The sequence below is a fragment of the Pseudomonas multiresinivorans genome, assembly GCF_012971725.1.
Classification (GTDB): domain Bacteria; phylum Pseudomonadota; class Gammaproteobacteria; order Pseudomonadales; family Pseudomonadaceae; genus Pseudomonas; species Pseudomonas multiresinivorans.
Window position 1 is genome coordinate 3291882 of the sequence record NZ_CP048833.1, and the last position, 16917, is coordinate 3308798.

Below are 16917 nucleotides of genomic sequence, written 5' to 3' on the forward strand. Positions count from 1 at the left end.
CGACAGACGACATCCGCCAAGGTTCTGCGATGTCTCCCGGCATCCGCAGTAGCCCTTGCGTCACCGTCCGGCCCCACGCAGGCCGGGCGGTTTTTCTGTTCTGCAGATACAGACAAGCTCATCACAAATGAGCCATTACAAGAACAACGAGGTAGACCTTTATGAATTCCCACCTGCACACCCCCAGCAGCGCCTTGCAGGACAGCCGTTCGGCGCGCTTCGCCATGGCCTGTTCGAACTGGGCCGAACGCTGGTTCCCCGACTCCTGGGTCTTCGCCGCGCTGGCGGTGCTGATCGTCACTGTTGCCGCCCTGGCCATTGGCGCACCCGCCACCGAAACCGCCAAGGCCTTCGGTGACGGCTTCTGGAGCCTGATTCCTTTCACCATGCAAATGGCCTTCGTGGTCATCGGTGGCTATGTCGTAGCCAGCTCCGGCCCGGCTTCCCGGCTCATCGACCTGTTCGCCCGCGTGCCGAACAACGGCCGTTCGGCAGTCGCCTGGGTCGCGGTCATTTCCATGGTCGCTTCGCTGCTCAACTGGGGCCTGTCGCTGGTGTTCGGTGGTTTGCTGGTGCGCGCCCTGGCGCGCCGCGAAGACCTGAAGATGGACTACCGCGCCGCCGGCGCTGCCGCCTACCTGGGCCTGGGAGCCGTGTGGGCGCTGGGCCTGTCGTCGTCAGCCGCGCAACTGCAGGCCAACCCGGCCAGCCTGCCGCCGTCAATCCTGGCGATCACGGGCGTCATTCCGTTCACCGAGACCATCTTCCTCTGGCAATCCGGCGTGATGCTGCTGGCCCTGGTGCTGGTGTCACTGGTGATCGCCTACATGACCGCACCCGGCGCCGGCAGCGCCCGCGACGCCAAGGCTTGCGGCGTGGACGTCAGCTTCACCCCGCCGAGTGCGCCGAAGGCCACCCGCCCGGGCGAGTGGCTGGAGCACAGCCCGCTGCTGATCCTGATGCTGGTGGCCCTGGCCGGCGGCTGGCTGTATCACGAGTTCAGCACCAAGCCGGCGATCACCGCGATCTCCGGACTGAACACTTACAACCTGCTGTTCATCATGGTCGGTGCGCTGCTGCACTGGCGCCCGCGCAACTTCCTCGACGCCGTGGCGCGCGCCGTGCCGACCACCACCGGCGTGCTGATCCAGTTCCCGCTGTATGGCTCCATCGCCGCGATCATGACCACCGTGAAGGGCGGCGACGGCGCGACCATCGCCCACCATATCTCCACCTTCTTCGTGCAGATCGCTTCCCACGACACCTACGCGCTGCTGATGGGCGTGTACTCGGCGGTGCTGGGCTTCTTCATCCCGTCCGGTGGCGGCAAGTGGATCATCGAGGCGCCCTATGTGATGCAGGTGGCCAATGAGCTGCAATACCACCTGGGCTGGGCAGTGCAGATCTACAACGCCGCCGAGGCGCTGCCGAACCTGATCAACCCGTTCTACATGCTGCCGCTGCTGGGCGTGCTGGGACTGAAGGCCCGCGACCTGATCGGCTTCAGCTTCGTCCAGTTGCTGGTGCACATCCCGCTGGTGCTGTTCCTGCTCTGGGCGCTGGGCACCACCCTGCAGTACCTGCCGCCGGTCCAGCCGTAACCACGCATTCGGTCCCGGTAGCAGCGAGCCCGGATGTCGTAAGATATCCGGGCTTTTTCATGGTCAGCCGCGGCTGATTTCCACCGGGCCCAGTACGCGGACGTCCAGGTGCTCGCCGCTGAGTTGCGCGGCATCCTGGTCGAACACTTCGCGCAGCCAGTCGCTGACCGCCTGGAAGCGGCCGATGCGGCCGGCGTCGCGGTGGCTGAGCAGCCAGATTTCCCGCACGACCACCGGCCCGGACAGCCGCACCAACCCCTCGCGATCACCGAGGATGCACGGCAGCAAGGCCATGCCCAGGCCGCTCTGGCAGGCGTGGATCAGCGTGGTCACACTGCTGGCGCGCAGGGCGAGACTGGCCTCGGGCGCGAAGCGGCGTACCCAGGCCATCTCCGGCGTATCGTCGAGTTCTTCGCCGTAACCCAGCCAGGCCTGTTGTGGCCACAACTCCACCGGCACGCGGGAAAAGGACGTGGCCGCGTACACCGCGAAGCCGATGTCGGCGACTTTGCGCATCACCAGCGCGGCATCCTCTGCGGGGCGCGCCAGGCGCAGGGCGAAGTCGGCCTCGCGGCGGGTGAAGGACAGCGAGCGATTCGCCGGGATCAGTTGCAGCTGCAGGGCCGGGTAGGTCCGCGCCAGGTGGGGCATGTGCTGCACCAGCCAGTGGCTGAAGAGGAAGTCCACTGCCGTGATGCGTACGCAGCCGCTGATGGCGCTGGCTTCGTCGCGAGTCTCCAGCAGCATGCTCTGCACGTCGCCGAGAATACGCTCGGCATGGCTGAGGAAGGCCTCGCCGGCATCGGTGGCCTTGTAGCCGGAGTTGTCGCGGATGAACAGCCGGGTCTGCAGCGCGGCTTCCGCCGCCACCAGGCGCCGGCTCATGGTCGAGGGATCGACGCCCAGCGCGCGGCCGGCGGCGCTCATGCTGCCGTGGCGGGCGAGGGCGAGGAGGATCGGGATGTCGTTCCAGTCGAAGTTCATGGCGATCTCCTGGCGGGTTTCAGAAGCACACGTTGGCGGCCGGGACGATCCTGGCTCGCTGGCCGAAGCTGCTGATGCTGCCCAGCACCGCATTGTGGTGCGCGGTGATCTGCGCGGCGCTGAGCACGGCATTGTCGACGGTGGAATGCGCATCGCCCACCAGCGTCACCGCATAGCCCTGGGCCAGGGCGCGGCGGGTGGTGGTGTCGACGCAGTAGTCGCTCTGCAGGCCGCAGATCACCAGATGGTCGATGCCGCGCGATTGCAGCCGCTCGGCCAGGTCAGTGCGCAGGAAGGAATCCGGGGTGGTCTTGCGCACCTTCAGGTCGGAGTGATCGGTGAGCAGGCGCGTTTCCAGCTGCCAGCCGGCGCTGCCATACTGCAGGTCATCGTCCTCGTGCTGTACCAGCACCACTGGCACACCGGCCTCCCGTGCTGCACGGCTCATGCTGTTGATGCGCTGCAGGACGTTGTCGATGTCGAAACAGGCGGAGTCGCCGGAACACAGGTCGGACTGGACGTCGATGATCAGCAGGGCGGTGCTCATGGTCAGAGAATTCCGAAGGTTCAGTGAAGCTGGGAATGGTAGCCGCCCGAGTGCGGCGGGCCAATGCCGGCAGGCATTTGCTGCCAAAGCCGTATTCCCCTTTGCCCCGGCTTGGGCGATGGTGTCGGCCATGAACCGGACCGGATGCCGATGAACACATTCCCCGCCAAGACCCTGACCCTCGCCAACGGCCTGTGCGCCACGCTCATTCACGCGCCCGATGCGAGCCGAGCGGCGGCGCTGCTGCGTATTGCCCGTGGCAGCCACGACGAGCCCGAAGCCTTCCCCGGTCTTGCGCATTTCACCGAACACCTGCTGTTCCTCTGTGGCGAGCATTTCGTCGAGGGTGAGCGACTGATGCCCTGGGTGCAGGCTCGCGGCGGGCGGGTCAACGCCAGCACCCGCGCGCGGCAGACCGACTACTTCTTCGAGGTGCCGGCCGATGCACTGGGGGACGGACTGGCGCGCCTGGTGGACATGCTCGCGCGACCGCGCCTGGATGAAACCGTGCAGGTGGCTGAACGTGAAGTGCTGGAAGCCGAGTTTCTTGCCCGCGGCCGCGATCCCGACACCCTGATCGACGCCGCCCTGGCCTTGGCGGTGGCGCCGGGGCACGCGCTGGGGCGTTTCGTGGCCGGCCGGCGCGACACCTTGAAGGTGGAAAGCGCCGAGTTCCAGCAGGCGCTGCGTGATTTCATCCGCACCTGCCAGGTCGGCGGGGCGCTGGAGCTCTGGTTGCAGGGCCCGCAAACACTGGAAGAGCTGGCGGTATTGGCGGAGCGTGAAGGGAGTGTGTTTCCACTGGGCGCGGCCGTCGCAAGCGCTGACCGGGAATCCCTTCTGCCGCTCAGCGGTGAGGAACTGAAACTGCGCCTGCCGGGTGCGCCACGGCTGGTCCTGGCATTCGCCCTGGATGGCATGGCGGGCGAGGGCGGCGCGCTGCTGGAGCAACTGCAGGGCTGGCTGGCCGACGAGGCGCCCGGTTCGCTGCTGGCCTGCCTGGGGCAGAACGGGCTGGCCGACAGTGCTCGTGCGCGCCTGAGCCGCTTCGCCGACGGCCAGGCGTTGCTGCGTTTCGATTTCGAACTGGCCGAAGCGTCCACGGCCGATCTCGTGGAATCGGCCTTTCTCTCCTGGCTGGAGGCGCTGCGCAAGTTGCCGGCGGATGTGCTCGCTGCTGCGCCCGCCGACGGGGCAACCGGCTCATTGGAGCGGTTGCAGCGCAGAGCGCGCAGCGACGCGTCATCGGTCTGGCTTGGCCAATTGGTGGCGTCGCGAATGATCCGCCTGTTGGCTTCGGAGTCGGTGATCGGCGAATCCCTTACCTCGGCTGGCTTCGTTCTCGATGTCGTGCGCTGCCCGGAGCGCGCCGTCGAACCGCTGCGTGCCGAGCCCTGGTCCTTTACGCCGACGCAGCTCCCGGCCGACAGCGAGCCCGCGGCCCTGCACCTGCGCTGGCGCTTCTCCCAGGCGCCGGGTCGACAGGCCTTCCTCAGTGCGCGGCAGGCCTTGCGCCCCTTGGCCGGCGAGGCACGGCACGAAGGCGTCACGCTGCGCCTGGAATCCCTGGAAAGTGACTGGGCGCTGCTGCTGTCCGGCGCAAGAAACCAGCTCGCCGACCTGGCCGAGTGTGCGATCAACGTCCTCCAGCATCCTCCTGCCGCGGTACTGGGGCAGGGCGCACGCCTGCTGGCGGCCGAACGCCGTCGCCGCGAAGGCGAAATGCCCATCCGTCAGTTGATCGACCTGCTGCCGCAGGTGCTGGCGGGGGACAGCGAAGCGCTGCCGGACTGGTCGGCTGCCCACTGGGACGCCCTGGGCCTGGGCATCGAGTTGCCGGATACCCTGGCCGATCACTCGACCACCAGCGCGCTGCCACCGCGCAGCGGGCCGCCCGGCCGCCACCGCCAGGTGCTGGAGATGCCGGGCGAAGCAGCGTTGCTGCTGTTCTGCCCATTGGCCTCCCGCTCGGCGGCGGACGAAGCCGCGTGGCGCCTGCTGGCCCGTGTGCTGGAACCGGCTTTCTTCCATTGGCTGCGCGGTGAGCGGCAGTTGGCCTATGCCTTGTACTGTGGTTTCCGCCAGGTAGGCATGCGGCGCGGCATCCTCTTCGCGGTGCAGTCGCCGTTGCTCTCTGCCGTGGAACTGCAGGCCGAGGTGGACAGCTTCCTCTACCAGCAGGGCGAGGCCCTGCTGCGCATCGACCCGCAGCGTGTCGACAGCCTGCGTGCTTCGCTGGCTGCCGAGCTGGCCCGCGCGCCGGGAGATTTCGCCGAGCGCCTGCAGCAGGCCTGGAATGACCAGTTGGCAGGTGTCGCTCCGCCTCACCGGGAGCTCATGGTCGAGGCCCTGGACAGCCTCTGCGCCACCGAGCTACGCGCCGCGCATTCAGCGCTGAGCTCTGCCCAGGGCGGCCACTGGCTGCTGCTCAGCCGCGCCTGAGACTCGTACTTTCGACCTAGGGTACCGTCCGCAAGGCGGTCGCCCGGTCGACTTCTGCCTTACGCCCCGCGACCTGCTCCCAGGGTCGGGTCCCAGGTAGTGGCCCGGCGGTCGCGACCCTGCGCGACCATTGCCGCGAGCCTGAGGTAGGGGCGGTCGCAGAGCCTTGCGCAGCGCCCCCGCATAACGCCCGAATGGCCCGGTGAAATGGCGCCAAAGCAGCGTATGGCGCAGCTTTCGCCATTTCGATAATCGCCTCCGACACGACTGACCCGCAGTCGATCCCTTCATCCGGAGAGCGCCATGAACAAGAACAACATCGCCGTCCGCCGCCAGCTGCTGCCGTTGGCTTTCGTCACGTTGAGCGGACCGGCCTGCGCCGACATCACCCTGTATGACAAGGACGACACGACCTTTTCCACCGATGGCTACTTCAACGCCTTCTACGTGAACAGCGACGTCGACCGTAACGGCGACACCTACGACCGCCGCCAGTCGCGGGTGAAGATGGGCTTCCTGCCGAACTACATCGGCTTCAACTTCGGCAAGAAGATCGACGGCCTGACCCTCACCGGGCGCTCGTCGTTCTGGGTGACCATCAACGATAGCGAGCAGGACGGCACCGATACCGCCATCGACGTCCGGCAGTTCTACGGCAATGTCGCCGGCGACTGGGGCGAGGTGCTGATCGGCAAGGACTTCGGCCTGTTCTCGCGCTCCAACATCTTCCTCGACGAATTGCTCGCCGGCTTCGGCAACGCCAGCGACACCCTTGGCCTGGTGGATGGCAAGGGCGTGTCCTTCGGCAACATCGGCACCGGCTACCCGTACCCGTTCCCGACCTCGCAAATCACCTACCGCAACAACAACCTGGTGGACGGCCTGCGCGTCGCCGTCGGCATCATGGACCCGATCGACACCAACCAGATCGACAAGGACGCCAGCGACGGCCTCGACGACAAGGCCTACCAGGACAACCCGCGCTACGAGAGTGAGATCAGCTACCAGTTCGACGTCGGCGGCGCGCAGATCTACAGCTGGGTCAACGGCGCCTACCAGACCTCGAAGAACACCAACGACGAAGTCGACAGCGTGACTTCCAAGGGCCTGGGCTACGGCATCCAGGCGAAGATGGGCGGCCTTTCGCTGACCGGTTCGGGCTTCACCGCCAAGGGCATCAACCCGTTCTTCACCAACAACGCCGGCGAAGCCGCGCTGCGCGAAGTAGACAGCCGCGGCGTGCTGCTGCAGGGCTCCTACAGCTGGGGCAAGAACCGTGTGGCGCTGTCCACCGGCGAGACCCGCGACGACGGCAATGGCCTGGGCAGCGCAGCGGACTACTCCACCAAGGGCATCGCCTACTTCCGCACCATCAACGACAACCTGAAGCTGGTGGCCGAGTACAACGTCTACGAGATTGACGGGCGCAAGGGCTCCACCGTCAGCGAGGACACCGACACTTTCGCGGTGGGCGCCGTCCTCAACTGGTAACTCCGCAAACTCCTTTGGCTCCATTTCGGCGGGTCGGCACAGCGTGTCGCCCGCCTTTTTTCTTCACTTAAAGGAAGGCTCGTCATGATCGGATCGTGGAGCGCGCACGCGCAGACTTACCTGCTGGTTCTGTCCATCGCCACCACCCTGATGTTCGCCTTGCCCATCTTCCTGGTGCCGCTGCTGTGGGCGCGGGTGATGCAGTGGCAGTTGCCGGAACACACGGATCTTGCGGTGTATTTCGGGCGCTGCCTGGGGGCGTTCATCCTCATCGTCGAGGGGCTGATGTTGCGCGCGGCGTTGACCGGCGAGGCCCTGGTGACCACTTTCGAGGTGCTGGCGGCAGTGGCAGGGCTCATGGTGGCGGTGCACATCTACGGCGCGTTGCGGCGTATCCAGCCGTGGACGGAGACGCTGGAGACGGGGTTCTACGGCGGGATGCTGGTACTGACGCTGATGTTCTGGCCGGTGAGGTGATGCCGGCCTTTGGTGTATGGAGATTGCTCTCGTGGGAGCAGTAATTGTCCGCGATGCTTCTAGTTTGGATGTTTTGCGTCGCGTCGGCGTGAGCGCAGACTTCTTGTTTCGCCTCTCGGCGAGTCCCTTTTGTCAAACGCCACAAAAGGAACCAAAAAGTCTTGCCCCTCCATCCGGTTTTTCGCTTAGGCGAAAAATTCCCTCGTTGGATCGAAGTTTCAGGGGCACGCGGCGAAGGGCCATCCCTGGCCCATCGCCGCTCTCGCGACATCCATGTCGCTCAACCCCTGAAACTTCGATCCAACGAGGCCTCCTGAAAGGGGCGCTCGGAGTGCGCGGCTATTTCTCTTGAAGTCTTATAAGAGCCATATCTGGGGCATGCTTTTCGTGTAGGAGCGAGCTTGCTCGCGAACCTGGCCCTGCGAAGGTGCTTGTTCGCGAGCAAGCTCGCTCCTACAGACATCCCGCTACTTTCGGATAGACCCGCCGCGACCCAAGTAGCATGGGGCGCGCCCCGGCCGCTTCGTAGAATGCCAGCGTCGATATCCTGACTGGGCGTACGCCATGCACGAAACACAAGGAGTCGTTCGCGGCATGTCCGATGCCCGCGACGTCGAGGCGGTCGCCCAGGACCTGGCGCGGCAACTGATCCATCCGAACCTGGGCTTCGTGCTGTTCTTCTGCTCCGCCGAATACGACCTGCCGGCGCTGGCCGCCGCGCTGGAACAGTACTTCGGTGGCATCGACCTGGCCGGTTGCACCACCGCCGGCGAGATCACCCCGCAGGGCTATGGCCGTGGCTGCGTCACCGCTGTGGGCTTCGACCTGCGCAGCTTCGCCATCTCCTGCGCGCTGGTGGACGAGATGGAGCGCTTCAGCCTGATCGACGCCCAGCAGATGGTCGAATCCCTGGTGGCCGACTGTCGCAGCGCAGGACTGGCGCCGATCAAGGACCACAGTTTCGCCCTGACCCTGCTCGATGGTCTGTCCAGTCGCGAGGAAGTGGTGCTCGCCGCACTGAGCGCGGCGCTCGGCGCCATTCCGCATTTTGGTGGCTCGGCCGGCGACGACAACCACCTGACCCACACCCACGTCTACTACCAGGGCCAGTTCCACACAGGGGCGGCCGTCGTGGTGCTGTTCAACACCTGGCTGGACTTCGAGGTGTTCACCACCCACCACGTGCTGCCCAGCGAGGAGAAACTGGTGGTCACCCGCGCCGACAGCGACAGCCGCCGGGTGCTGGAGCTCAACGCCGAACCGGCCGCGCTGGAGTTCGCGCGGCTGGTCGGCGTGCCGCTGGGGCAGCTGGATTTCTCGCTGTTCCCGGCGCACCCGCTGGCGGTGCGGGTGCGCGACCAGTACTACGTGCGCTCGATCCAGCAGGTCAACGACGATCTCAGCCTGACTTTCTACTGCGCGGTGGAGAACGGCATCGTCCTCACCGCCATGAGCACCGGCCCGCTGTTGCCGGGGCTGCAGGAGCAGTTCCAGCGCCTGCACGAGCGCCTCGGCCCGCCATTGCTGACCATCGGCTGCGACTGCTTCCTGCGCCGCCTGGAGCTGGAAGTGGCCGGCGATACCGAACCCACCGCCGAGTTTCTCCGAAGCCAGCAGGTGATCGGCTTCAACACCTACGGGGAACAATTCAATGGCATGCATATCAACCAGACCTTCACCGGTGTCGCCATTGGCCGTCCTCGGGGCAACGCCGGAGGCTGAACTGCGCGCGCGGATCGACGAGCTGGAGCGCGACAACCACAAGCTGCAGCGGATCAACGCGGCGCTGATCGAGCGCGTGGAGTCCGCGACGTCCCGTGGTGACAACGCCTACGGCGCCTTCCAGCATTCCGTGGTGCTGGCCGAGCAGGTGCGCGAGCGTACCGACGCGCTGAGCGAGGCGATGGTCGAGCTGAAGTCCAGCAACCAGCTGCTCAGCGATGCCCGCCTGCGCGCCGAGACCGCGCACCAGCACCTGCTGGACGCCGTGGAGAGCATTTCCGACGCCTTCGTGCTGTTCGATCCTCAGCAGCGCATCGTCCTCTACAACGAGCGCTTCCGTGCCTTCTGGGCGCAGACCCGCGCCCGCGTCGGCACGGGAACGCGACTCGCCGAAGTGCGCCGGCTGGCACAGAGCAGCGGGCTGATCGTCGAGGAACAGCGCAGCAGCGATGACGAGCACACCCTCTATCGGCTGCGTAACGATCGCTGGGTCCGGGTGACCGAGCGGCCCACCCGCGATGGCGGCCTGGTAGTGCTCTACAGCGACATCACCGAGATCAAACAGAGCGAGATGGCGCGCCGCGAGCAGGCGGTAGCGCAGAAGTCGCACCTGTTGCAGCGTGCCGTGGACAACCTGTCCCAGGGCGTCGCCATGGTCAGTGCCGACGGCGCGCTGGATCTGTGGAACCGGCGCTTCCTGGAGCTTTGCGGGCTGGCGCCAATCGAGGCGCACCGGCCCTTCGCCGAGGTCATGGCCGACAGCGAGCTGCCGCTGCTGACTCCACGCAGCCGCGCTCGAAAGGGCGAGGCAGAAGGGGTGATCGAACAGCGCCTGTTCGACGGGCGCATGCTGGAGATCCGTACCCACGCGCTCCCCACCGGTGGCTTCGTCAACACTTTCACCGACATTACCGAGCGCTATCGCCACGCCGAGGCACTGCGCGAGAGCGAGCGCTGGATTCGCCTGATCACCGACCAGGTGCCGGCGCTGATCGCCTACCTCACCGCGGACCTGGACTACGACTTCACCAACAAGGTCTACGAGGAGTGGTACCGCTGGCCCAGTGGCTCGATGCTCGGGCGCAACCTGCGCGAGGTGCACAGCGAGGAGCATTGCCAGCGCCTGGAACCATACTTCGAACGGGCGTTGTCGGGCGAGAGCGTTACCTTCGAGATTGCCGAGACCAACCTGGCCGGGCAGGAGCGCTACATGCAACGCTCCTACGTACCGAACCGCCAGGCCGACGGCACGGTGAGCGGGCTGTTCGTGCTGATCCGCGACATCACCGAGCGCCGCCGCACCGCCGAAGCGTTACACCAGGCCTACCAGAACCTGGAGCAACGGGTACGCGAACGCACCGCCGAGCTGACCAGCCTCAACGACCAGCTCAAGCGCGAGATCGACGAGCGCAGCCAGGTTGAGGGGCGCCTGCGCGAGGCCAAGCGCGAGGCGGAGCAGGCCAACCTGTCGAAGACCAAGTTCCTCGCCGCCGTCAGCCATGACCTGCTGCAGCCGCTGAACGCCGCGAGGTTGTTCACCAGTGCCCTGCAGGAGCGCAGCGGCGAAGCCCTGGTGCGCAACATCAGCCAGTCGCTGGAGGACGTTGAAACGCTGCTCGGCACCCTGGTGGACATCTCCAAGCTGGACGCCGGGGTGATCAAGCCGGACATCGCCTCGTTCGACGTCAGTGAACTGCTCGGCAACCTCGCCGCCGAATACCGCCAGGTGGCCGCCAGCGAAGGCCTGGAACTGGATTTCGTGCCCTGTGGCGCGCATGTCCGCAGTGACCTGCAGCTGCTCGCGCGGATCCTGCGCAACCTGCTGTCCAACGCCATTCGCTATACGCCCAGTGGTCGTGTGCTGCTGGGCTGCCGGCGCCGGCGTCACAGCCTGTGGATCGAAGTCTGGGACACCGGCGTGGGCATCGCCGCGGACAAGCTCGGCGAGATATTCCAGGAGTTCAAGCGTGGCGATGTGCAGCGCTTTCACCAGGACCGCGGGCTGGGGCTGGGCCTGGCGATCGTCGAGAAGATCGCGCGCATGCTCGGTCATCGCATCCAGGTGGAATCGGTGCCGGGCAAGGGGTCGCGTTTTTCCATCGAAGTCCCCCTGGCTCGCCGTGTGGCGCGCACTGAACCGAAGCCGGAGCGCACCGCCGACGACCTGGTGGAGCGCCTGCGCGGGTCTCGCGTCTGGGTGCTGGATAACGATGCCGCGATCTGCGCCGGCATGCGCACGCTGCTGGAAACCTGGGGTTGTCAGGTAGTGACCGCGCTGTCGGAGGAGGACCTGGCGCGGCAGGTCGATAATTTCCACGCCGAGTCGGACCTGTTGATCGTCGACTATCACCTGGACGAGGGGCTGAACGGCGTCGATGCGGTTGCCTCGATCAATGCCCGGCGCGGCACGCCGCTACCAGCGCTGATGATCACCGCCAACTACAGCAACGAGCTCAAGCAGCAGGTGCGCGAACTGGGGCATACGTTGATGCACAAGCCGGTGCGGCCGATGAAGCTGAAGACGGCGCTGTGCCATCTGATCGATAACGCCCACTGAGTCGGGTGGCGGCGGTGTGTGCTTCTGCAGGGAAGTTTCGTCGTACGGGCTGGCCCTCACCCCACCCCTCTCCCAAGGGGAGAGGGGGCAGTCCGTGCTGGCTGATGTTGTGGTTGCATCCTGCACCATACGACCCACTCCCTCTGGGAAAGGGTAAGGGCAACAGCTTGCGCGGACCTTCCCAGGCGCACGAATTGTAGGAGCGAGCTTGCTCGCGAACGGACGCTGCTGCGGTGGCCAGGGTTCGCGAGCAAGCTCGCTCCTACAAAAAGACAGATTGAATCAGGCGCGCTGGGCGGTTGGAGCGCGCACCTTGGCCAGCAGGATCAGCGCGATCCCGCCCAGCACCGCCAGCGACACCAGCGCCAGGCGCAGGCTGATCGCTTCGCCCAGCAACACGGCACCGGATAGTGCGGCCAGGATCGGCACGCTGAGCTGCACTGACGCGCCCTGGATAGCCGATAGTCCCGGCAGCGCGCTGTACCAGATCGCATAGCCGATCCCGGAGGCCATCGCTCCGGACAACACGGCATAAACGACGCCCATCGTGTCCACCCGCAGATCGGAGTGAAAGGACGCGGCCAGCAACGCGGCAAACGCAATGGCACGAACGAAATTGCCGGTAGTGATCGCCAACGGGTCGCTGCCTTTGCGCCCAAGCAGCGAGTACAGCCCCCAGGCCACACCCGACAGCAGCATCAGCAGCGCACCGGCCAGCGGTGGAGCGCTGGCGCTGGGTAGCAGTTGGACGAGCAACCCGCCCAGGGCCAGCAGGAAGCCGAGCAAGGCCTGCCCGCGCAATCTTTCGCCGCGCAGCAGGCCGACCAGGATCATGGTCACCTGCACCGCGCCGAACAGCAGCAGCGCACCGGTGCCTGCATCCAACTGCACATAGGCGTAGGAGAAGGCTGCGGCGTAGACGAACAGCGCCGCTGCCGCGCGCCAGTTGCCGCCTTCGCTGGCGATGCGGCGGCGCAGTTTGAGCAGCAGGGCGAGCACCAGCGCGCCTGAGAAGATGCGGATTCCCGTGAAGCTCACTGCATCGATGCTGGTGGCTTTCAGGGCGAGACGGCAGAGGATGGAGTTGCCGGCGAAGGCGATCATCGCCAGGCCGGTGAGCGTCAGGGTGCGGGAGGAAGGCATCGAGTGGTTCCCGGTAGCGGTCTCGGCAGCACGGTGATGAAGGGTTCAGCGGCGCAGATAGGCCGCGAAGTCGATGTCGCCGGCACAGAGAATCGCCTGCACGCGGTTGTGCACCTTCAGCTTGCGCAGGATGGCGGAGACGTGGGCCTTCACCGTGGTCTCGGCAATTTCCAGGTTGTAGGCGATCTGCTTGTTCGACTCGCCCTTGGTCATTCGTTCCAGCACCAGCAGCTGCTTGCGGGTCAGTGCCTGCAGCAGCTCGGGCGGAATGCTGTGCTCCTCATGGCCGCTGCGGCGCGGCGAGGATTTCTGCGTGCGAATGATGTCCGACGGCAGGTAGACGTTGCCGTTGAGGATCTGCTCGATGGCCTCCGTCATCTGCACGCGCGGCGAGGACTTGGTGATGAAGCCCACGGCGCCGTAGGTGATGGCCTGCAGGACGACCTGCTTGTCCTGCTCGGCGGAGACGATCACCACCGGGATGGTCGGCGCCTCGTTGCGCAGGCTCATCAGGCCGTTCAGGCCATGCATGCCGGGCATGTTCAGGTCGAGCAGGATCAGGTCGAGATCGTCGTGTTCCTGGGTCAGGCCCAGCGCGCTGTCGAGGTCGGCGGTCTCCATCACTTCGCTGCCGGGGAAGCCGTCGGCGATGACGTTGTGGATCGCCTCGCGGAACAGCGGGTGATCGTCGGCGATCAGGATCTTGTACATGGCCTGCACCTCGTTGTTGTCGTTATGGGCGGTGATCGCAAAGTTATTTCACAGGTTGCGGCTGGGCGTCCTGCAGGGGCAGTCCTGCCTGTTCCCAGGCATCGATACCGTCACGGTACCAGTAGAGGCTGGCATAGCCCAGCGCATGCGCGCGGCGGATGGCGTTCCAGCTCATCCAGCAGTCGGAGCGGCAGTAGAACACCAGCGGGCGTTTGGCATCGCCCTCGGTGAGGCGGGAGAGATTCCGCTCGAAATAGGCCTGCCACTGCGGCTCCAGGGTGCCGGTGCCGACGTTGGCCAGCCACAGGCTGCCGGGCAGGTTGCGGTGCTTTTCGTCTTCGACGAACTGGCCGTTCAAGAAGGTGCGGCGGTAAACGTCGACCAGCCGGGCCTTCGGCTCGCGCTTGAGCAGCGCCTGCAGGGCGGGGGTGTCGAGGGTGACGGCGTGGTCGGCGGAAGGCGGCGTGGGGCTGCGGTACTGGGCCTGGCGATAGCCGTCTGCGGAGAACAGCGGCGTGTCGTCGGCCTGCGCGGCCGGGAGCGTCAGGCTGAGCAGGCACGCGGCGAGGCAGCCGCTCACGTGGCCGTACAGGGCAGTGGCAAGGCGAGGCATGGCGGTATCTCTGATAGTTCTTCTTGTAGTGGCCATTAGATGCCGGCGCTGCGGCTTTGGAAATTCGACGTCCGGAGGGGCGAACCAGTACCAAAGTAGGAGATTTCACCCCTTGCGCAGGGCGGCGTGCTGCGGGTTGAAGGTCAGTACGGCAAGGCCGGCGAAGAGCAGCGTCAGGCCCAGGCAGACGCCACTGGCCAGCAGATTGAAGCGCTCGTACAGGGCGAAGCGCACCAGTTCCACGGCGTGGCTGAACGGGTTCAGCGCGCACAGCCAGTACAGCCACTGGCTGGCCTCGCGCATCTTCCACAACGGGTAGAGCGCGGAGGAGAGGAAGAACAGCGGAAAGATGACGAAATTCATCACCCCGGCAAAGTTCTCCAGCTGGCGGATGCCGTTGGAAAGCAGCAATCCCAGCGCGCCCAGCAGCAGGGCGGCCAGCAGCAATGCCGGTAGCGCGGCGACCAGCCCCATCGGCGGCGGCTGCACGCCATACAGCCAGGCGATGAGCAGGAAGGCGTAGACCTGCAACAGCGACACCAGCGCGGTGGCCAACAGCTTGCTGGCGAGCAGGAAGGCGCGCGGCAGCGGGCTGGTCAGCAGCACGCGCATGCTGCCCATCTCACGGTCGTAGACCATCGACAGCGAGCCCTGCATGCCGTTGAACAACAGAATCATGCAGCACAGCCCCGGCACTATGTACGTCTCGTAGGTGACGTAGGTGTCGTACGGCTCGATGATCGAAATGCCCAGCGCGGCGCGGAAGCCGGCAGCGAACACCAGCAGCCAGAGCAGCGGCCGCACCAGCGCGCTGAGGAAGCGCGAGCGCTGCAGAACGAAGCGCAGCCATTCGCGCATGACGATACCGCACAGGCATTGCCAGTAGGCCGTGGGGCCTAGGCGCGGGTTCTCCAGGGCACTCATGCGCAGGCCTCCAGGCGGGTCAGACGGTGGAAGGTGCGCTCCAGGTTGCCGGCGTCCGCCGCGCAGATGTCCCGCGCCTCGCCACGGGCGACCAGGCGGCCGCGATCGAGCACCAGCAGCGCATCCTCGTCGCGCACCTCATCCAGCAGGTGTGTGGTCCAGAGCACCGCCAGGCCGTCTTCCCGGCACAGTCGGCGTACATGTTCGTTCAGTGCCTGGCGGGCGGCGGGGTCAAGGCCGACGCTGGCTTCATCGAGCAGCAAGAGGCGCGGGCGATGCAGCAGCGCGCGGGCGATCTCCACGCGGCGGCGATGGCCGCCATTGAGCGCGCGGACCTTGTCGCGACGGCGTTCCTGCAACTGCTGGCGGGCCAGTTCGGCCTCGATCCGTTCGTTAGCCACGCTGCGCGGCAGGCCATGCAGGGCGGCGTGGTAGCGCAGGTTCTGCTCTACGCTCAGGTCCAGGTCCAGGGTGCTCTGCTGGAACACCACGCCCAGCTGGCGCAGGGCCAGGCGCGGTTGCTGGCGCAGGCTGCAGCCGAGCACGTCAATCTCGCCCTGCTGCAGGTCGTAGAGGCGGGTGAGCAGGGCGACCAGGGTGGACTTGCCGGCGCCGTTGGGCCCCAGCAGGGCGGTGAAGCGCCCGGCGGGGAGCTCGAACTCCAGGCCGTCGAGGGCGCGGCGCGGGCCGTAGGAGAAGCCGAGGTCGCGGACCGTCAGCGCATTCATGGCGTCACCACCACGCCCCACGGATAGCGGCCCACCTTGATCGACTTGGTGACCTTGCGCGAGGCGACATCGATCACCGAGACATCGCCGCTGACGCCGTTGGTGGCCAGCAGGGTCTTCTCGTCCGGAGTGAACGCCAGGTGCCAGACACGGCGGCCCACCAGCAGGTAGTCGAGGACTTCTAAGGTCTTCGCATCGACCACCGCGACATGGTTGGCCGGGCCGAGGGCAACGAAGGCCAGCTTGCCGTCGGCGGTGAGCTGCACGCCCACCGGCTGCACCTTGTCCGGATGCACGCCCTGGATGGCGAAGCGCAGGGTCTTGAGGATCTGGCGGCTGGCGGCATCGACCACGCTGACGGTGCCGCCGATTTCCGCCGAGACCCAGACCTGCGAGCCGTCGTGGGTAAATTCGGCGTGGCGCGGGCGCTGGTCCACCAGGGTGCTGTCCACCAGCTTCTGGGTCGCGGTGTCGATCCAGTGCAGCATGTTGGTGGTCTCGCTGGTGTTCACCGCCCACTTGCCATCCGGGCTCACCGCCATGCCTTCGGGCTCGACGCCGACGTCGATCTGCCCGAGCACCTGGGCGGTCTGGGTGTCGACCACCGTGACCAGCGCATCGTCCTCGTTGGAGACGTACAGCCAGCGGTCGTTGGGGTGCAGGGCGAACTGCTCGGGATCGGCACCTGAGGGCAGTTGCTTGACGATCTTGCGGGTGGCCAGGTCGATCACCTGCACGGTGTCCGAATCGCTGGCGCAGACGTACAGCAGCTTGTTGTCGTGGGACAGCGCCAGCCCGCGGGGACGCTTGCCGGTGTCGATGGTCCCGGTGACGGCCAGCGTATCCAGGTCGATGACGCTGAGGTTGTTGTCCTTCTCGTTGGACACGTAGGCGGTGGCGGCGAAGGCCGTGGGTACCAGGCCGAGCGCAAGGCTGAGGCAGGAGAGGGCAAGCAGGCGGGGCATGGGCAGGGTCCT

14 protein-coding genes are annotated in these 16917 nt (G+C 66.2%); 6 read left to right on the plus strand and 8 right to left on the minus strand.

Annotated elements, in window-relative coordinates:
* Positions 1-161 precede the first annotated feature (161 nt).
* Positions 162-1601: a short-chain fatty acid transporter gene (locus tag G4G71_RS15020; RefSeq protein WP_169938771.1), complete on the plus strand. Its 1440-nt coding sequence runs from the start codon at positions 162-164 to the stop codon at positions 1599-1601.
* A gap of 63 nt (positions 1602-1664) precedes the next feature.
* Here G4G71_RS15020 and G4G71_RS15025 read toward each other — a convergent pair whose 3' ends face one another.
* Positions 1665-2585 carry a LysR family transcriptional regulator gene (locus G4G71_RS15025; protein WP_169938773.1) on the minus strand — a complete coding sequence of 307 codons (921 nt, stop codon included), beginning with the start codon at positions 2583-2585 and terminating at the stop codon, positions 1665-1667.
* A 19-nt stretch (positions 2586-2604) separates the two neighbouring features.
* The gene (locus tag G4G71_RS15030) at positions 2605-3132 is read right to left on the minus strand and encodes a cysteine hydrolase family protein (protein WP_169938775.1); all 528 of its coding nucleotides are present in this window, start codon (positions 3130-3132) and stop codon (positions 2605-2607) included.
* 150 nt (positions 3133-3282) lie between these two features.
* Here G4G71_RS15030 and pqqF point away from each other — a divergent pair, with 150 nt between their 5' ends.
* The 5 genes from pqqF to nahK all read left to right on the plus strand — a co-directional run bounded on the left by pqqF (position 3283) and on the right by nahK (position 11821).
* Complete coding sequence (gene pqqF / locus G4G71_RS15035; protein WP_240964783.1) at positions 3283-5574, plus strand: pyrroloquinoline quinone biosynthesis protein PqqF; 2292 nt, start codon at positions 3283-3285, stop codon at positions 5572-5574.
* Between the two features lie 303 nt (positions 5575-5877).
* A complete protein-coding gene (locus tag G4G71_RS15040) occupies positions 5878-7065 on the plus strand; it encodes a porin family protein (protein WP_169938780.1) in 1188 nt (395 codons plus the stop codon).
* A gap of 84 nt (positions 7066-7149) precedes the next feature.
* Positions 7150-7542 carry a hypothetical protein gene (locus G4G71_RS15045; protein ID WP_169938782.1) on the plus strand — a complete coding sequence of 131 codons (393 nt, stop codon included), beginning with the start codon at positions 7150-7152 and terminating at the stop codon, positions 7540-7542.
* A gap of 564 nt (positions 7543-8106) precedes the next feature.
* Entirely contained in the window at positions 8107-9264 is a 1158-nt protein-coding gene (gene nosP, locus G4G71_RS15050) for a nitric oxide-sensing protein NosP (RefSeq protein WP_169938784.1), read from the plus strand.
* Positions 9194-11821: a hybrid sensor histidine kinase/response regulator NahK/ErcS' gene (gene nahK / locus G4G71_RS15055; protein WP_169938786.1), complete on the plus strand. Its 2628-nt coding sequence runs from the start codon at positions 9194-9196 to the stop codon at positions 11819-11821. The genes nosP and nahK overlap by 71 nt, the downstream gene beginning before the upstream one ends.
* Positions 11822-12103: 282 nt before the next feature.
* Here the strand turns inward: nahK and G4G71_RS15060 are convergent, their stop codons facing one another.
* The 6 genes from G4G71_RS15060 to G4G71_RS15085 all read right to left on the minus strand — a co-directional run bounded on the left by G4G71_RS15060 (position 12104) and on the right by G4G71_RS15085 (position 16905).
* Positions 12104-12964 (minus strand): DMT family transporter, encoded by an 861-nt coding sequence (locus G4G71_RS15060; protein ID WP_169938788.1) that lies wholly within the window; start codon positions 12962-12964, stop codon positions 12104-12106.
* Positions 12965-13009: 45 nt separating this feature from the next.
* Positions 13010-13675, minus strand: coding sequence for a response regulator AgmR (agmR, locus tag G4G71_RS15065; RefSeq protein ID WP_169938790.1), 666 nt, complete (start codon positions 13673-13675; stop codon positions 13010-13012).
* 43 nt (positions 13676-13718) lie between these two features.
* Positions 13719-14288 carry a PQQ-dependent catabolism-associated CXXCW motif protein gene (locus G4G71_RS15070; protein ID WP_169938792.1) on the minus strand — a complete coding sequence of 190 codons (570 nt, stop codon included), beginning with the start codon at positions 14286-14288 and terminating at the stop codon, positions 13719-13721.
* A gap of 105 nt (positions 14289-14393) precedes the next feature.
* On the minus strand, positions 14394-15212 hold the full coding sequence (locus G4G71_RS15075; protein WP_169938793.1) for an ABC transporter permease: 819 nt from the start codon (positions 15210-15212) through the stop codon (positions 14394-14396).
* Entirely contained in the window at positions 15209-15940 is a 732-nt protein-coding gene (locus tag G4G71_RS15080) for an ABC transporter ATP-binding protein (RefSeq protein WP_169938795.1), read from the minus strand. Before G4G71_RS15080 ends, G4G71_RS15075 begins: the two co-directional genes overlap by 4 nt.
* Positions 15937-16905: a YVTN family beta-propeller repeat protein gene (locus G4G71_RS15085; protein ID WP_169938797.1), complete on the minus strand. Its 969-nt coding sequence runs from the start codon at positions 16903-16905 to the stop codon at positions 15937-15939. Before G4G71_RS15085 ends, G4G71_RS15080 begins: the two co-directional genes overlap by 4 nt.
* Positions 16906-16917 lie beyond the last annotated feature (12 nt).

What these genes read in the sequence shown, in the direction of transcription:
- G4G71_RS15020 (WP_169938771.1), top strand. Translation starts at nt 162, where the DNA reads ATGAATTCCCACCTGCACACCCCCAGCAGCGCCTTGCAGGACAGCCGT.
- G4G71_RS15025 (WP_169938773.1), bottom strand. Translation starts at nt 2,585, where the DNA reads ATGAACTTCGACTGGAACGACATCCCGATCCTCCTCGCCCTCGCCCGC.
- G4G71_RS15030 (WP_169938775.1), bottom strand. Translation starts at nt 3,132, where the DNA reads ATGAGCACCGCCCTGCTGATCATCGACGTCCAGTCCGACCTGTGTTCC.
- pqqF (WP_240964783.1), top strand. Translation starts at nt 3,283, where the DNA reads ATGAACACATTCCCCGCCAAGACCCTGACCCTCGCCAACGGCCTGTGC.
- G4G71_RS15040 (WP_169938780.1), top strand. Translation starts at nt 5,878, where the DNA reads ATGAACAAGAACAACATCGCCGTCCGCCGCCAGCTGCTGCCGTTGGCT.
- G4G71_RS15045 (WP_169938782.1), top strand. Translation starts at nt 7,150, where the DNA reads ATGATCGGATCGTGGAGCGCGCACGCGCAGACTTACCTGCTGGTTCTG.
- nosP (WP_169938784.1), top strand. Translation starts at nt 8,107, where the DNA reads ATGCACGAAACACAAGGAGTCGTTCGCGGCATGTCCGATGCCCGCGAC.
- nahK (WP_169938786.1), top strand. Translation starts at nt 9,194, where the DNA reads ATGGCATGCATATCAACCAGACCTTCACCGGTGTCGCCATTGGCCGTC.
- G4G71_RS15060 (WP_169938788.1), bottom strand. Translation starts at nt 12,964, where the DNA reads ATGCCTTCCTCCCGCACCCTGACGCTCACCGGCCTGGCGATGATCGCC.
- agmR (WP_169938790.1), bottom strand. Translation starts at nt 13,675, where the DNA reads ATGTACAAGATCCTGATCGCCGACGATCACCCGCTGTTCCGCGAGGCG.
- G4G71_RS15070 (WP_169938792.1), bottom strand. Translation starts at nt 14,288, where the DNA reads ATGCCTCGCCTTGCCACTGCCCTGTACGGCCACGTGAGCGGCTGCCTC.
- G4G71_RS15075 (WP_169938793.1), bottom strand. Translation starts at nt 15,212, where the DNA reads ATGAGTGCCCTGGAGAACCCGCGCCTAGGCCCCACGGCCTACTGGCAA.
- G4G71_RS15080 (WP_169938795.1), bottom strand. Translation starts at nt 15,940, where the DNA reads ATGAATGCGCTGACGGTCCGCGACCTCGGCTTCTCCTACGGCCCGCGC.
- G4G71_RS15085 (WP_169938797.1), bottom strand. Translation starts at nt 16,905, where the DNA reads ATGCCCCGCCTGCTTGCCCTCTCCTGCCTCAGCCTTGCGCTCGGCCTG.